At 74.8% G+C, this 14014-nt stretch carries 14 protein-coding genes; 6 read left to right on the top strand and 8 right to left on the bottom strand.

What is annotated here, in order from left to right:
• Positions 1 to 10: 10 nt before the first annotated feature.
• Complete coding sequence (locus ABZ573_RS12200; RefSeq protein WP_358117784.1) at positions 11 to 2206, bottom strand: glycosyltransferase; 2196 nt, start codon at positions 2204 to 2206, stop codon at positions 11 to 13.
• A complete protein-coding gene (locus ABZ573_RS12195) occupies positions 2199 to 2951 on the bottom strand; it encodes a hypothetical protein (protein WP_358117781.1) in 753 nt (250 codons plus the stop codon). The genes ABZ573_RS12200 and ABZ573_RS12195 overlap by 8 nt, the downstream gene beginning before the upstream one ends.
• A gap of 124 nt (positions 2952 to 3075) precedes the next feature.
• On the opposite strand from ABZ573_RS12195, the gene pta reads away from it, so the two are divergent.
• Together pta and ABZ573_RS12185 are read left to right on the top strand one after the other, a co-directional pair.
• Positions 3076 to 5148 (top strand): phosphate acetyltransferase, encoded by a 2073-nt coding sequence (gene pta / locus ABZ573_RS12190; protein ID WP_151457387.1) that lies wholly within the window; start codon positions 3076 to 3078, stop codon positions 5146 to 5148.
• Entirely contained in the window at positions 5145 to 6296 is a 1152-nt protein-coding gene (locus ABZ573_RS12185; protein ID WP_151457388.1) for an acetate kinase, read from the top strand. Before pta ends, ABZ573_RS12185 begins: the two co-directional genes overlap by 4 nt.
• Before the next feature lie 26 nt (positions 6297 to 6322).
• Here the strand turns inward: ABZ573_RS12185 and ABZ573_RS12180 are convergent, their stop codons facing one another.
• Positions 6323 to 6964 carry a hypothetical protein gene (locus tag ABZ573_RS12180; RefSeq protein ID WP_151457389.1) on the bottom strand — a complete coding sequence of 214 codons (642 nt, stop codon included), beginning with the start codon at positions 6962 to 6964 and terminating at the stop codon, positions 6323 to 6325.
• 71 nt (positions 6965 to 7035) lie between these two features.
• Positions 7036 to 7206, bottom strand: a complete 171-nt coding sequence (locus ABZ573_RS12175; protein WP_192581597.1) for a hypothetical protein — start codon at positions 7204 to 7206, stop codon at positions 7036 to 7038.
• Positions 7207 to 7364: 158 nt separating this feature from the next.
• On the opposite strand from ABZ573_RS12175, the gene ABZ573_RS12170 reads away from it, so the two are divergent.
• Complete coding sequence (locus tag ABZ573_RS12170) at positions 7365 to 8255, top strand: alpha/beta hydrolase (RefSeq protein WP_358117775.1); 891 nt, start codon at positions 7365 to 7367, stop codon at positions 8253 to 8255.
• 360 nt (positions 8256 to 8615) lie between these two features.
• Complete coding sequence (locus ABZ573_RS12165; protein ID WP_151457055.1) at positions 8616 to 9611, top strand: chlorophyllase; 996 nt, start codon at positions 8616 to 8618, stop codon at positions 9609 to 9611.
• Positions 9612 to 9728: 117 nt separating this feature from the next.
• Here ABZ573_RS12165 and ABZ573_RS12160 read toward each other — a convergent pair whose 3' ends face one another.
• From ABZ573_RS12160 to ABZ573_RS12150, 3 genes are all read right to left on the bottom strand, one after another.
• Complete coding sequence (locus ABZ573_RS12160) at positions 9729 to 10691, bottom strand: zinc-binding dehydrogenase (RefSeq protein ID WP_358117772.1); 963 nt, start codon at positions 10689 to 10691, stop codon at positions 9729 to 9731.
• A gap of 95 nt (positions 10692 to 10786) precedes the next feature.
• A complete protein-coding gene (locus ABZ573_RS12155; protein WP_151457053.1) occupies positions 10787 to 11962 on the bottom strand; it encodes an NADP-dependent malic enzyme in 1176 nt (391 codons plus the stop codon).
• 140 nt (positions 11963 to 12102) lie between these two features.
• Positions 12103 to 12453 (bottom strand): S24 family peptidase, encoded by a 351-nt coding sequence (locus tag ABZ573_RS12150; protein ID WP_151457052.1) that lies wholly within the window; start codon positions 12451 to 12453, stop codon positions 12103 to 12105.
• Between the two features lie 86 nt (positions 12454 to 12539).
• On the opposite strand from ABZ573_RS12150, the gene sodN reads away from it, so the two are divergent.
• Together sodN and ABZ573_RS12140 are read left to right on the top strand one after the other, a co-directional pair.
• On the top strand, positions 12540 to 12944 hold the full coding sequence (gene sodN / locus ABZ573_RS12145) for a superoxide dismutase, Ni (RefSeq protein ID WP_088998581.1): 405 nt from the start codon (positions 12540 to 12542) through the stop codon (positions 12942 to 12944).
• 188 nt (positions 12945 to 13132) lie between these two features.
• A complete protein-coding gene (locus ABZ573_RS12140) occupies positions 13133 to 13540 on the top strand; it encodes an ATP-binding protein (RefSeq protein WP_132231108.1) in 408 nt (135 codons plus the stop codon).
• A 42-nt stretch (positions 13541 to 13582) separates the two neighbouring features.
• Here ABZ573_RS12140 and ABZ573_RS12135 read toward each other — a convergent pair whose 3' ends face one another.
• On the bottom strand, positions 13583 to 13972 hold the full coding sequence (locus ABZ573_RS12135; RefSeq protein WP_311413043.1) for a hypothetical protein: 390 nt from the start codon (positions 13970 to 13972) through the stop codon (positions 13583 to 13585).
• Between the last annotated feature and the right edge of the window lie 42 nt (positions 13973 to 14014).

The raw sequence follows: 14014 nt of genomic DNA, 5'->3' as shown, positions 1-14014 counted from the left end.
GCGGACCCGGTCAGGCCGTGCCGCCGCGTTCGGCCGGCGCCAGGCCGGTGCGCCGCAGCTTCTGCCAGCCCAGCCGGCCGCCGGTCAACGCGGTGACCACCGACTGGAGCATCACCAGGTACATCAGTTGCCGGTAGACGAACTGCTGGAGCGGCAGCACCCACAGCACGCCCAGCTTCTCCCGGTCCAGCCGGAACGCCACCACGGCGGTCAGCGTCTGCAACCCGAGCATGGCCAGCCAGGCCACGGCCGTGGCGGTGCGGTCCAGGAAGAACAACCCGTACAGGGCCAGCAGGTCGATCACCGGCGCCAGCAGGGGCAGCAGCACCCCGAAGAGGCTGAGGAAGGCCAGGCAGCGGCGGGTGAACCGGCCGGACGCGCCCCGGTCGAGCAGGGACCGCCGGTGCTTCCACATCGCCTGCATGGTGCCGTAGCTCCACCGGTAGCGCTGCTTCCACAGCTGCCCCATCGTCGCCGGCGCCTCGGTCCAGGCGCGCGCCGTCTCCTCGTACACCACCTTCCAGCCGGCCCGGCCCAGCGCCATGGTGATGTCGGTGTCCTCGGCCAGGGTGTCGTCGGTCATCCCGCCGGCGTACACCAGCGCCTGCCGCCGGAAGCCGCCGATGGCCCCCGGCACCGTCGACATGCAGCGCATCGACTCGTAGAGGCGACGGTCGAGGTTGAAGCCGATCACGTACTCGATGTGCTGCCACTTGGCGATCAGGCTGTCCCGGTTGCCCACCTTGACGTTGCCGGCCACCGCGCCGACCTGCGGGTCCGCGAACGGCTGCACCAGCCGTCGGACGGCGTCCGGTTCGAGGACGGTGTCGCCGTCGACCATCACGATCAGGTCGTGCCGGGCCAGCGCGACGCCGGTGTTCAACGCGCTCGGCTTGCCGCCGTTGGGCTTGCGGACCACCCGGACGTTCGGCAGGCCGAGCCCTTCGGCGATGTCGGCGGTGCCGTCGGTGGAGCCGTCGTCGACGACGACGACCTCGATCCCCCCGGGATGGTCGCCGGTGGCCAGCGACCGGACCGCCGCCGCGATCCCCTCCTTCTCGTTGTACGCCGGGACGATCACCGACACCGGGTCGGTGACCGGCGGCCCCCAGGTCCAGTCGCGGGCCCGCCGCCGCCGGGCGTGCCGCCCGGCGAGCAGGAAGAGCAGCGCGGTACGCCCGACCGTGAGCACCCCGACGGCGACGAAGATCAGCCCGAAGCCGCTCATCGTCCGGTCCGCGCCCCGCACCGCCCAGACCAGCACCCGCCCCCGCAACCGCTCCCCGGCGGAGGCGGTCGGATTGCCGGTCACCTCGTGCCGCACCCCCGCGTCGGCCAACGCCTGGTTCAGCCCGCCGGTGACGGTGGCGAACTGGTACCCGCGCGCCTTCATCAACGGGATGAACCGGTCCAGCGCCTCGACGGTCTGCGAGCGGTCGCCGCCGGCGTCGTGCCACAGCGTGATCGCGCCCGCGTACCCGGACGGCGTGACGTTCTCGACGATCCGCTCGACGCCCGGCAGCGCCCAGTCCCGGCTGTCGGTGTCATTGAGCACCGTCAGGTAGCCCAGGTCGCCGGCCTCGGTGACCAGCGGCCAGTCCCGGTCGTTCAGCGCGTCGGCGTGCGACGAGTACGGGAACCGCACCAGCGAGCTCCGGATGCCCGCCGCGCCGGCGACCGCGAGCTGGGTCTGGGCGTACTCCATGCGGCGCCGCCAGCCCGGCATGGTGGTCAGGTCGGGATGGGTGAAGGTGTGCACCCCGATCTCGTGCCCGGCCGCCGACATCTCCCGCACCAGCTCGGGATGCCGGGCGACCTGCGCCCCCAGCACGAAGAAGGTGGCGCTCACCTGGTGGGCGTCCAGCACCCGGAGCACCTCGCGGGTCCAGTTCGGATCCGGGCCGTCGTCGAAGGTCAGCGAGAGGGTGCGGGGCGGCAGCCGGTAGGAACGGGTCCGCTCGTCCCCGGCGCTGATGATCGGTCCCCCGTTCACCACCTCGTCGGGCACCCGGTCCTGGCCGGCGCCGGCCGGCTGGCGCTCGGGCACGAAGGCGGCGTCCGCGTACGCCCCGACGAAGAGCACGCCGGCCAGGACGACGAGCAGCATGCCGAGCACGGTCCAACTGGGCGGCGGCGCGACCCGCCGGACCCGGCCGTGGCGGCGGGCGGTCGTCCGGGGCCGGCGCGGACGGAAGCGGTCAGGCATCGTCGTCCGGTTCCACGGGAGCGGGCGACAGCGGCAGGTCGACGTCCGGGGACGGTTCCACGGGTGGCGGCTCGGAGGCCGGCGGGGCGGGCGGGGTGGTGGTCGCGGGTGGCCGTGAGACCGGCGGCGGGGTGGTGCGGCCGGGGGCGGGTGGCGTGCTGGCGGGTGCTTGCGCCGGGGGCGGGGACGACCGGGGCGCCGACGGGGTGACCGGGCCCGGGGTCGGCCGGTCACCGGGCACGACCGGCGCGGGCCGCCCGACGGTCGGCTCAGGGGCGGGCGTGCTGGCGGGCGCCGGAGGCGGGCTCCAGGGTCGTCGGGTGGACTCGACGAAGGGCAGGACGTTCTCCGGGCTCACCGGTCCCCCGGCGAAGCTCGCCCCGACCAGGACGGTGTACGCCACGCCGACCGACCCGAGGGCGTACGCGAGCCGCTGCCAGCGCCGCCGGCGTCGCCCGCTCGGGTCGACGAAGACCGGCGCGAGCGGGGGCGCGACGGCGTGGACGGCGGTCGGGGCGTCGGCCGCCGACCCGACCGCCGGAGCGTCCACCGCCGGAGCGTCCGCCGCCGACCCGACCGTTGGAGCGTCCACCGCCGACAGCGGCGCTGTCGGTGCCTCGACCGGTGCCTGGGCGACCGTCGGTGCGTCGGCACCGGCCGGCACGACGGCTGGCCCGACAGCCGTCGCCTGGACGACGGTCGGGCTGTCAGAGGCCGCCTGAGCTGCGGCGGAACGGTCGGGCATGGGTAGCGAGTCTAGGAACGCCGGCGTCGGTACCGGCCACCCCGCCGACGGAGTGAGACGAGGATCCTGCCTGCTCAGGGTTTGGATCTCGGCGGGCACCTGCACGATCTTGTAGCGTGGGGGCGTGGCCCGGAGCGTGTACGTGACCAGCGTGGGTTCGGGCGGCGGGAAGTCGACCATCGCCCTCGGCCTGGCCGAGTTGTTGTCCCGGCAGGTCGAGCGGATCGGCGCGTTCCGGCCGCTGGTCCGGGGGCACGGCCCCGACCCGATCCTCGCTTTGCTCAGTGACCGCTACCGGATCGAGCTTCCGCTGGCCGACCTGAGCGGCACCAGCTACGCCGAGGCGACCGCGCTGGTCGCCGACGGGCGGCGGGAGCAGCTCATCGCCGGCATCGTCGAGCGTTACCGGGAGGTCGAGCGGCGCTGCCCCGCCGTGGTCGTGGTCGGCAGCGACTTCGCCGACGGCGGCGACGGGGCCGGCCCCCGCGAGCTGGCCTTCAACGCCCGGCTGGCCACCGAGTTCGGCAGCGTGGTGGTGCCCGTCGTCGACGGCTTCGGGCAGGAGCCGGCGGCGATCGCGGCCGCCGCGCGCGGGGCGTACCACGATCTGGAGGACCTGGGGGCGACGGTGCTGGCGGTGATCGCCAACCGGGTTCCCGGCCCGATGACGCTGCCCGAGCTGCCCGTGCCCACGTACGCCATCCCGGAGGTGCCGACCGTGTCGGCGCCGACGGTGGCCGAGGTGGCGGCGGCGCTCGGCGCCACCCTGCTCGCCGGTGACGACGACGCGCTCAGCCGCGACGTGCTCGACTACGTGGTCGGGGCCGCGCACGTGCCGACGCTGCTGGACCACCTGACCGAGGGCGCCCTGGTGATCACTCCCGGCGACCGGTCCGACCTGCTGGTGGCGGCGAGCGCCGCGCACGTGGCCGGGCAGGTCTCCGTCTCGGGGCTGGTGCTGACCCTCGGCGAGCAGCCCGACCCGCGCGCGATGCGGCTGGTCGAGGGCCTCAACACCGGGCTCGCGGTGCTCTCCGTGCCCAGCGACAGCTACGACACCGTGGCCGCCTCCAGCCGGATCGAGGGGCGACCCAGCGCGGCCAACCCGCGCAAGGTGGAGGCCGCGCTCGGCGCGTTCGAGCGCTGCGTGGACACCGACGACCTGGCCCGCCGGCTGCGGGTCAGCCGCTCCGAGCGGGTCACCCCGCTGATGTTCGAGTACGACCTGATCGACCGCGCCCGGGCCCGGCGCCGGCACCTCGTGCTGCCGGAGGGGGCGGAGGAACGGATCCTGCGGGCCACGGAGATCCTGCTGCGCCGGGGCGTCGCCGACATCACCCTGCTCGGCCGCCCCGACGACGTCGCCCGGCGCACCCGCGAGCTGGGCATCGACATCACCGGCGCCCAGGTGGTCGACCCCGTCGCCAGCGAGTGGCGCGACGAGTTCGCCGCCACGTACGCCGAGCTTCGCGCGCACCGCGGCATGACCCCCGACCTGGCCCACGACATCGTCGCCCAGCCGAACTACTTCGGCACGCTGATGGTCCAGACGGGGCACGCCGACGGGATGGTCTCCGGCGCGACGCACACCACCGCCGCCACCATCCGTCCCGCGTTCGAGATCATCCGGAACGTGCCGGGCGTCTCGGTGGCCTCCAGCGTCTTCTTCATGCTGCTCGCCGACCGGGTGCTGGTCTACGGCGACTGCGCCGTCAACCCCGACCCGGACGCCGCCCAGCTCGCCGACATCGCCATCTCCTCGGCCGACACCGCCGCCCGGTTCGGCATCGAGCCCCGGGTCGCGATGCTCTCCTACTCCACCGGCAGTTCGGGGGCGGGCGCCGACGTGGAGAAGGTCGCGGCGGCCACCAAGCTGGTCCGCGAGCGCCGGCCCGACCTGCTCGTCGAGGGGCCCATCCAGTACGACGCGGCCATCGACCCGGCCGTGGCGGCGACGAAGCTGCCCGGCAGCGACGTCGCCGGCCGGGCCACGGTCTTCATCTTCCCGGACCTCAACACCGGCAACAACACGTACAAGGCGGTGCAGCGCTCCGCCGGGGCGGTGGCCGTCGGGCCGGTGATGCAGGGCCTGCGCCGGCCGGTCAACGACCTGTCCCGGGGCGCCACCGTGCCGGACATCGTCAACACCGTGGCGATCACCGCCATCCAGGCCGCGGCCACCGAGGAGTCGTCATGAGCGGTCCCGCCGCCCCGCAGGAGCGCCCGGCCGGTCGCGTCCTCGTCCTCAACTGCGGGTCGTCGTCGGTGAAGTACCGGCTCTTCGACGGCGACCGGGTGGTCGACAAGGGCACCGTGGAACGGGTCGGCGAGGCCGGCGGCGGTCCGGCCGACCACGAGACTGCCGTCCGGGGCATCCTCGACGGGCTGGACCTCACCGGGCTGGCCGCCGTCGGGCACCGGGTCGTGCACGGCGGGAAGCGGTTCGGCGAGCCGGTGCTGATCGACGACGAGGTGCTGGCCGCGATCCGCGACCTGGTCCCGCTCGCGCCGCTGCACAACCCCGCCAACCTGGCCGGCATCGAGGTCGCCCGGGCGGCGCTGCCGGACGTGCCGCAGGTCGCCGTCTTCGACACCGCGTTCCACACCACCCTGCCCGAGGCCGCCGCGACCTACGCGATCGAGCGGGACACCGCCGAGCGGTACGGCATCCGGCGCTACGGGTTCCACGGCACCTCGCACGCGTACGTGTCGCGGCGCACCGCCGAGCTGCTCGGCCGCCCGTACGCCGAGGTGAACACGATCACCCTGCACCTCGGCAACGGCGCGAGCGCCTGCGCGGTGGCCGGCGGCCGGAGCGTGGCGACCTCGATGGGGATGTCCCCGCTGGAGGGCCTGGTGATGGGCACCCGCAGCGGCGACCTGGACCCGACCGTGATCTTCCACCTGCGCCGCGAGGGCGGGCTCTCCGTCGACGAGATCGACGACCTGCTCAACCACCGCAGCGGCCTGCTCGGGCTGACCGGCGCCAACGACATGCGCGAGGTGCTCGCCCGCCGGGCGGACGGCGACCCGGCGGCGGCGCTCGCCTTCGACGTCTACTGCCGGCGGATCACCGGCTACGTGGGGGCGTACTACGCACTGCTCGGCCGGGTGGACGCCGTCACCTTCACCGCCGGCGTCGGCGAGCACGCCGCCCCGGTCCGCGCCGCCGCCCTGGCCGGCCTGGACCGGCTCGGCATCGCAATGGACCCCGAGCGCAACGCCGGCTCCGGCGACCGGGTCGTCTCGCCGGAGGGCGCCGAGGTGACCGTCTGCGTCGTCGGCACCGACGAGGAACGCGAGATCGCCCTCCAGACCCGCGCCGTCATCGAGACCGCTGGCTGACCGCCCGGACCGTCACCCACGCCGGCTCAGCGGCGGGCCTTTCCGCGTCGCCTGGCGGCCCGGGTGCGCCGGACGCGGTCGCGCCCCCGGCCCCGCCGGGGTGGTGCGGGGGCGGGCCGGTCGAACATCCCGGTCGGAACGAGGGCCGCGAAGAGGAAACCCCCGCCCAACGCCGCGCCCAGCAGCCCGAACGGGATGCCGCCCCAGGAGTTGAGGAAGAAGACCGAGTCATCGGTGTTGCCGTTGGCGGCCACGAACTCCGCCGGCTGCTCCGGATCGACCCAGAGCATCATCTCCTCCGGAGGCTCCTCGACACAGCCGCCGGCCGAGCCGCAGAGGATGCGCTCGTTGTGCTGGACGCCGCCGTACTCGTACCAGACCTGGACGGTGTCGGTGCCGCCGCCGCGTCCGACGGTGTCGCGGCGGTCGCTCACGGTCGCCAGTACCGGGACGCCGTCCGCCCGCAGCCGCTCCGCCTTGGTGTGCAGGTGCCACTTGTACGCCCCAATGGCCACCGCGTACGCCAGCCCCGCGAGCAGCAGCACCAGGCCGAGGGCGGCACTGCCCCGGTGGATGCCGCGAAGACCGGAGCGGAGCCTCCGCCACCGCCCCGGAACGCGCCCCGGGCCCGCCGCCGACTCCGGGCTTCCCGTCGGCGGCTCCCCCACGCCCGGCTCCGGGCTTCCCGTCCGCGGCTCCCCCGCGCCCGGCGCCGGGCCTCCAGGCGGCTCCACGCCGGTCAGCCCAGCGCGAGCCAGACGAGGAGGGCGACCAGCACGACCGCGACCGCCGCCGCGCCGACGAGCAGCGGCGTCCGGGACGCGCCGGCCGGGGCCTCGGGCTCGGCGGTGTGGGCGTAGGCGCGGAACGCCTCGGTGTTGCCGCTCGGGTCTGTGCGGTTCTCAGGCATGGCGGTGACCCTAGCGACACCGGTTGTCCGCCGCCGTCCCTGGCGCGCGTCCCGGGGTCAGGTCGAGCCGGCCGGTGGAGACGATCCGGCCGGGTGGTGAGGGCGTCCGGTCCGGACGGCGGGACCGCTGCGGGCCGCCGGGCACCTACCGTGGATCCGTGGGGACAAAGCGGCTGGTCGCCGCACTGATGACGACGCTGCTGGCCGGTTGCGCCCCGGCGGGTGCCGCCGCGCCCGGCACACCGCCGCCGGCCCGTCCGGCGCCCGTGGCCGCCTACGCCGTCGGCGTACGCACGTTCACCGTCGACCCGACCTCGGCGCGCCCCCTGCCGGTGACCGTCTGGTACCCGGCGGAGGGCGACGCCGTGGCCGCCGGGCGCTTCCCCGTGGTGGTCTACAGCCACGGGCTGCACAGCCTGCCCGAGCTGCACGCCGGGCTGACCGCGCGCTGGGCCGCCGCCGGGTTCGTGGTCGCCGCCCCGGCCTACCCGCACACCCGGCGCGGCGCGGCCCGGTTCAGCCGTGCCGACGTACGCCACCAGCCGGCCGACGGCTGGCGGCTGATCCGGCACCTGACGCGGCTCGACGCCCGGGCCGGAGACCCGCTCGCCGGGCACCTCGACGTCACCCGGGTCGCCGCCGCCGGCCACTCGGCGGGCGGCTTCACCACGGCCGGCATGTTCACCTCCGGACGCTCGGGGCGGCTGCGCGCCGGCATCGTGATCGCCGGCGGCGGAACGGCCGGCAGCTTCGCCGGGCTGGCGGCCCCACTGCTCTTCGTGCACGGTACGGCGGACAAGATCGTGCCGGCGACGGTCGGCCGCGCCGCATATCAGCGCACGACCGGCCCGACCGCCTTCCTGAGCCTGCTCGGGCAGGGCCACGGCGAGTACCTGAACCCGGGGCGGCCCGGCTTCGACCAGGTCCTGGCCACCACCACCGACTTCCTCCGCTGGACGCTCTACGGCGACCCGGCCGCCGGCCGCCGGCTGCCCGGCGACGCCCGCCGCCCCGGCGTGACGCTCTACGAGACCCGCCCCGCCCGCTGACCCTCCCGAGCGGACGCCCGGCGCCCGGCCGGTCCCCGTCTGGACGCCGGAGCGGCCCCGGCGGGCGAAGGACGCCGCCGGCCTCGCCCGCCTGAGTGCCACCGAGCGGCAGTCGGGATCGGTCGACGCTCCGCCGGCCTCCGAGCCGCCGCCCGCCCAGGCCGATGGAAACTACTCATCAGGAGAGCGGGCTGGTGCGCCAACCAACGGTGATCAGGACGCCATGGACCCTAAAACCACCGGATAACGTCCATGGCGTCCTGATCACCGGGGCACCACCAGCGGCCCGGGCGCGGGCAGCGCAGCGGATGGCGGCGGTCTGCGGCGGAGCGGGGCGCGCCGCGAGGCACAATCGTTCCCATGCCGCGACGTGTCACCCCCGCCCTGCTCGCCTCCGCACTGCTCACCGCCGGTCTGGTCGGCTGCTCCGACGACGCCGGGCCGGCCCCGCAGGCGGCAGGCTCCCAGGCGGCTCCGCAGGTGACGGCCTCGGCGCCGCCCGCACAGGCGGCCGGCCCCACCCCGCAGGTGCCCGTCGGTACCGCACCCGAGAAGGCCTTCGCCGTCGGCGTACGGCAGCTGAAGCTGAACCGCGACGGGAAGCGCCCACTGCCGGTGACCGTCTGGTACCCGGCCGCCGGAAAGCCCGGCGGGCAGCCGGAGCGGTCGGCGGACGCCGCCACGGGGAAGTTTCCCGTGGTGATGTTCAGCCACGGGTTGAGCGCCCGACCGGCCGACTACGAGACGCTGCTCACCCGCTGGACGGCGGCCGGGTTCGTGGTGGCCGCGCCGACCTTCCCGCACACCGCGCGGGGTGGCGACGGCAACGTGCTCGACGTGCTCAACCAGCCGGCCGACGTGTCGTACGTGCTGACCCAGGTCCTCGCCCTCGACGGCAAGGACGGCGACCCGCTGCGCGGCCGGCTGGCCACGGACCGGGTGGCGGCGGCCGGGCACTCGGCCGGCGGGGTGACCACCATCGGCCTGTTCACCGCCGGCCGGGACGAACGGCTGGACGCCGGGGTCGTCTTCGCCGGCACGGCGCTCGGCGTCGGCACCGCCTTCGCGGGCGCCGCCGCCCCGCAGCTCTTCGTGCACGGCGAGGCCGACGAGGTGGTCGAGTACGCCGCCGGCAAGGCCGCCTACGACAGGGTGCCCTGGCCGAAGGCGATGCTGAGCCTGCCGAAGGGCGACCACGGTCGGGCGCTGCTCAGCGACGGTGCCTCGCTGCGGGTGGTCTCGGACACCACGGTCGAGTTCCTGCGCTGGTCGCTCTACGGCGACCAGGCCGCCAAGGGCCGCATCCCCACCGACGCCGCCCGCGACGACGTCGCCACCCTCGACAACCGCCTCTGACCGACGGTGGCCTCCCTGGCCGGGAAGGCCACCGGACCCGGCGACACCGACGGTGGCCTCCCGACCGGGGAGGCCACCAGGGCCCGCTCGTCGCGGGCCCCACGGCGACGGCGGGCCTCAGGCGGTGTGGTCGACGACGACCTTGCCGAAGACGTCGCCGGAGTGCAGGCGGGCGAAGGCGTCGGCGACCTCGCCGAACGGGAGCACGGAGTCCACCACCGGGCGCACGCCGCGCTCGGCGCAGAACGCGAGCAGGGCGGCCAGCTCGTCGGGGGTGCCCATCGAGGTGCCCAGGATCTCCAGCTGCATGGCGAAGACCCGGCGCAGGTTGACCTTCGGCTCGTGTCCCGAGGTGGCGCCGGAGACCACGATCCGGGCCATCGGCGCGGCGGACTTCAGCGAGTGGTCGAAGGTGGCCGCGCCGACCGTCTCGATCACCACGTCGACCCGCTCCGGCAGCCGGGCGCCGGGCTCGACGGCGGTGGCGCCCAGCTCGGCGATCCGTTCCCGCTTGGCGGCGTCGCGGCTGGTCGCGTACACCCGCTTGCCCATCGCGGCGGCGAGCGCGACGGCCGCGGTGGCCACGCCCCCGCCGGCACCCTGGACCAGCACGGCGTCGGCGTCGGCGACCCGGCCCACGGTGGTCAGCATCCGCCACGCGGTCAGCCAGGCCGTCGGCAGGCAGGCCGCGTCCGTCGCCGCCAGGCCCGCCGGCAGGGCCAGCAGGTTCGACCGGGGTACGGCGACCCGCTCGGCCAGCGTGCCGGGGAAGTGCTCCGAGAGGATGGAGATGCCGCGCGGGTCGCCCGGGGTGGGGATGACCGGGTAGACGACGACCTCGTTGCCGTCCGGGTCCACCCCGACGGCGTCGCAGCCGAGGATCATGGGCAGCTGCTCGGCGCGCAGCCCCACCCCCCGCAGGGACCAGAGGTCGTGGTGGTTGAGGGAGCTGGCCCGCACCTGCACGGTCACCCAGTCGTCGGCCGGGTGGGTCGGCTCGGGCTGCTCGCCGACGGTGAGCGCGGCGAGCGGGTTGGCGTCGTCGAAACGGGAGACGAAGGCGGCACGCATGATCGGCACGGTAACAAGCCGAGCCCCCGGCAAGAAGGGCACCGACGCGAGGAAGGGCTCCTTCCTGTCGCCTGAGCGATAGGAAGGAGCCCTTCCTCACACGTTCAGCGGGTGACGCCGTCGCGGCGGGCGGCCTCGGCGACCGCCTCGGCCACCGCGGGGGCGACCCGGGGATCGAGCGGGGACGGGACGATCGCCTCGGCGGTGAGCGACTCGGCCACCACGCCGGCGATCGCGTCGGCGGCGGCGACCTTCATCCCCTCGGTGATCCGGGTGGCCTTGGCGTCCAGCGCGCCCCGGAACACACCCGGGAAGGCCAGCACGTTGTTGATCTGGTTGGGGTAGTCGCTGCGGCCGGTGGCGACGACCGCCACGTGCCGGGCGGCCACCTCCGGGTGCACCTCGGGCGTCGGGTTCGCCAGGGCGAAGACGATGCCGCCGGGGGCCATGCCGGCGACCGCCGCCTCGGGGATCTGCCCGCCCGAGACGCCGATCAGCACGTCCGCGTCGCGCAGCGCCTCGGTGATGTCGCCCTCGCGACCGTCGGCGTTGGTGGCCGCCGCCAGCTCGGCCTTGGTGCCGGTCAGTTCGGGCCGGTGCCGGCCGATGATCCCCTTGGAGTCGCAGACGACCACCTGGTCGGGGTTCACGCCGCCGGCGATCAGCATCTTCGTCACCGCGACCCCGGCCGCGCCGGCGCCGCTGACCGTCACCCGCAGGTCGCCGAGCTTGCGGTCGAGCAGCCTGGCGGCGTTGCGCAGGGCGGCGAGCACGACGATCGCGGTGCCGTGCTGGTCGTCGTGGAAGACCGGGATGTCCAGGGCCTCGTCGAGGCGGCGCTCAACCTCGAAGCAGCGCGGGGCGCTGATGTCCTCCAGGTTGATCCCGCCGAACGACGGGGCCAGCGCCCGCACCACGGCCACGATCTCGTCGACGTCCTGGGTGTCCAGGCAGACCGGCACCGCGTCGACGCCGCCGAACTGCTTGAACAGCACCGCCTTGCCCTCCATCACCGGCAGCGAGGCGCGCGGGCCGATGTTGCCGAGCCCGAGTACGGCCGAGCCGTCGGTGACGACCGCGACGGTGTGCGACGCCCAGGTGTAGTCGTCGGCGAGCGTCGGGTCGGCGGCGATCGCCTCGCAGACCCGGGCCACACCCGGGGTGTACGCGAGGGAGAGGTCCTCGCGGCTGGTCAGCGGGACGGTCGAGGCGACGGCCATCTTGCCGCCCCGGTGCAGTCGGAAGACGGGATCAGCGGGGTCCACGGTGGACGATGACATGGTGACTCCAGGATCTGTCGAGCAGACGGGGCGGCCGGCGCGGACGCGAGGTGAGGCGCCGAGCGGCGGCACGCGGTGCGGGGGTCACCCGGGCACGTGTGGAGCATAGTGTCGCCACCGTCACACCGGTGTGAGCGGGGTCATATCCGCTGTGGGCGCACCCGGGCGGGCCGGGGCCAGTAGCGGGCCACCACGCGGCCCCGCACGTCGGCCACCCCGTACGCCCGGGAGTCGTCGGTGACCAGGTCGTTGTCGCCGCGCAGCCACCACCCGCCGTCCTGGGCGCGGATCGCGCGCTTGACCACGAGCAGGTCGGGGCGGCTGCGGAAGACCGCGACCACGACGTCGCCGGGGCGGACCGCCCGGCCGCCGGGGCGGACCAGCACCGCGTCGCCGTGCCGCAGCGTGGGCGACATGGACGGACCGGTCACCAGCACGGCGGTCAGCGGCCACCGCAGCCGGGGGGCCACCGTCGGGTGATCGGTCCCCATTGGTTTCCCCTCCACCCGGCCTCCCCGGAGCGCGTCCAGGAGTAATGTCGTCTTGGATCATCGCAAACTTCCCATGGAGGATCCTGATGCGACTTCCGCGCATCCTTACGCCCCGCGTGACCGCCAGCGCCCACTGCGACCTGCCCTGCGGCGTCTACGACCCGGCCCAGGCCCGGATCGAGGCCGAGTCGGTGAAGGCGATCTGCGAGAAGTACCAGGCCAACACCGACCCCGAGTTCCGCACCCGCGCCATCCTGATCAAGGAGCAGCGCGCCGATCTGGTGAAGCACCACCTGTGGGTGCTGTGGACCGACTACTTCAAGCCGGCCCACTTCGAGAAGTACCCGCACCTGCACCAGCTGTTCAACGAGGCCACCAAGCTGGCCGGCGCCGCCGGCGCGAAGGGCGGCACCGACCCGTCCAAGGCCGACGAGCTGCTCCAGAAGATCGACGAGATCTCCAAGATCTTCTGGGAGACCAAGCAGGCGTGACCCTCACCGGTCCGCCGACGATCCGGCCGGCACGTCCCGAGGACGTGCCGGCCGTCGTCGTCATGGCGCAGGAGTGGGTTCCCCGCCAGCTCAGCGGGGCCGCCCCCGATCGCTCCCGCGGCACACGTGGCGGTCCCCACACGTTCGGGCGACCGAGCGGGTAGAGTCCCCGACCGGGGGGATGAGTGGTGACTCAACTGACCGGGCAGCCGACGACCGACGACGACGTCGTGCACCTCACCGTGCCCGCGGACGGGGGCTACCTCGGGGTGCTACGTACCGCCACCGCGGGGCTCGCGGCGCGGCTGCAGTTCGCCCTCGACGAGATCGAGGACCTGCGCATCGCCGTCGACGAGGCGTGCGCGATGCTGCTCGCCATCGCCACCCGCGACGCGGAGCTCGACTGCCGCTTCGCAGTCACGGACGACGCGCTCACCGTGGAGGTGACCGTGCCGACCGTCCGCGGCGCGACGCTCCCCGCCGAGTCGTCCTTCGCCTGGAAGGTGCTCACGGCGCTGACCACGGCGGCGGCCGCGACGGCCTCCGACGGCCGGGCCACCATCTCGCTGCTCACCCGCCGCGCCTCCGGCTACTGACCGGCCGCCCACCCGGCGCCGGGCCGCGCGGGCCCGGCGGGGTCACTCGAAGCCGAGGGCCCGGGTGGTGGGGGTGCTCACCAGCAGAGCGGTCATCCCGAGGCCGAGCGCCATCAGCGGTACGCCGAGCCACCCCATCCCGCCCTGGACCATGAACCAGCCGATGGGCAGCAGCATCAACTGGAGCACGATCGCCGGTGCCCGGGCTCCCGCCTTCCGGCGCGCCAACGCGCCGCCCAGCGCCCAGAGGGCCGCCGCCGCGCCGATGGCGAACGCGGTCACGAGCAACGCCGACGTGAGGTCGGTGGTCGTGGCGGTGAGATCGGCCCAGAGCAGCCACGCGGCGACCAGTCCCACGGCGACCGCCTCGGCCCGCAGCAGCCGGACCGCCCAGCTGAGGGTGGCGGGGATCGGGTCGGAGTCGATGGTCACGCGCGCCACGATACCCGTGGTGGCGCGCGGTACAGTGCCGCC

Source organism: Micromonospora sp. NPDC007220, assembly GCF_040634035.1.
Taxonomy (GTDB): domain Bacteria; phylum Actinomycetota; class Actinomycetes; order Mycobacteriales; family Micromonosporaceae; genus Micromonospora; species Micromonospora reichwaldensis.
This window is presented reverse-complemented; position numbering and strand designations above follow the sequence as displayed.

What these genes read in the sequence shown, in the direction of transcription:
- ABZ573_RS12200 (WP_358117784.1), bottom strand. Translation starts at nt 2,206, where the DNA reads ATGCCTGACCGCTTCCGTCCGCGCCGGCCCCGGACGACCGCCCGCCGC.
- ABZ573_RS12195 (WP_358117781.1), bottom strand. Translation starts at nt 2,951, where the DNA reads ATGCCCGACCGTTCCGCCGCAGCTCAGGCGGCCTCTGACAGCCCGACC.
- ABZ573_RS12185 (WP_151457388.1), top strand. Translation starts at nt 5,145, where the DNA reads ATGAGCGGTCCCGCCGCCCCGCAGGAGCGCCCGGCCGGTCGCGTCCTC.
- ABZ573_RS12175 (WP_192581597.1), bottom strand. Translation starts at nt 7,206, where the DNA reads ATGCCTGAGAACCGCACAGACCCGAGCGGCAACACCGAGGCGTTCCGC.
- ABZ573_RS12165 (WP_151457055.1), top strand. Translation starts at nt 8,616, where the DNA reads ATGCCGCGACGTGTCACCCCCGCCCTGCTCGCCTCCGCACTGCTCACC.
- ABZ573_RS12155 (WP_151457053.1), bottom strand. Translation starts at nt 11,962, where the DNA reads ATGTCATCGTCCACCGTGGACCCCGCTGATCCCGTCTTCCGACTGCAC.
- ABZ573_RS12150 (WP_151457052.1), bottom strand. Translation starts at nt 12,453, where the DNA reads ATGGGGACCGATCACCCGACGGTGGCCCCCCGGCTGCGGTGGCCGCTG.
- sodN (WP_088998581.1), top strand. Translation starts at nt 12,540, where the DNA reads ATGCGACTTCCGCGCATCCTTACGCCCCGCGTGACCGCCAGCGCCCAC.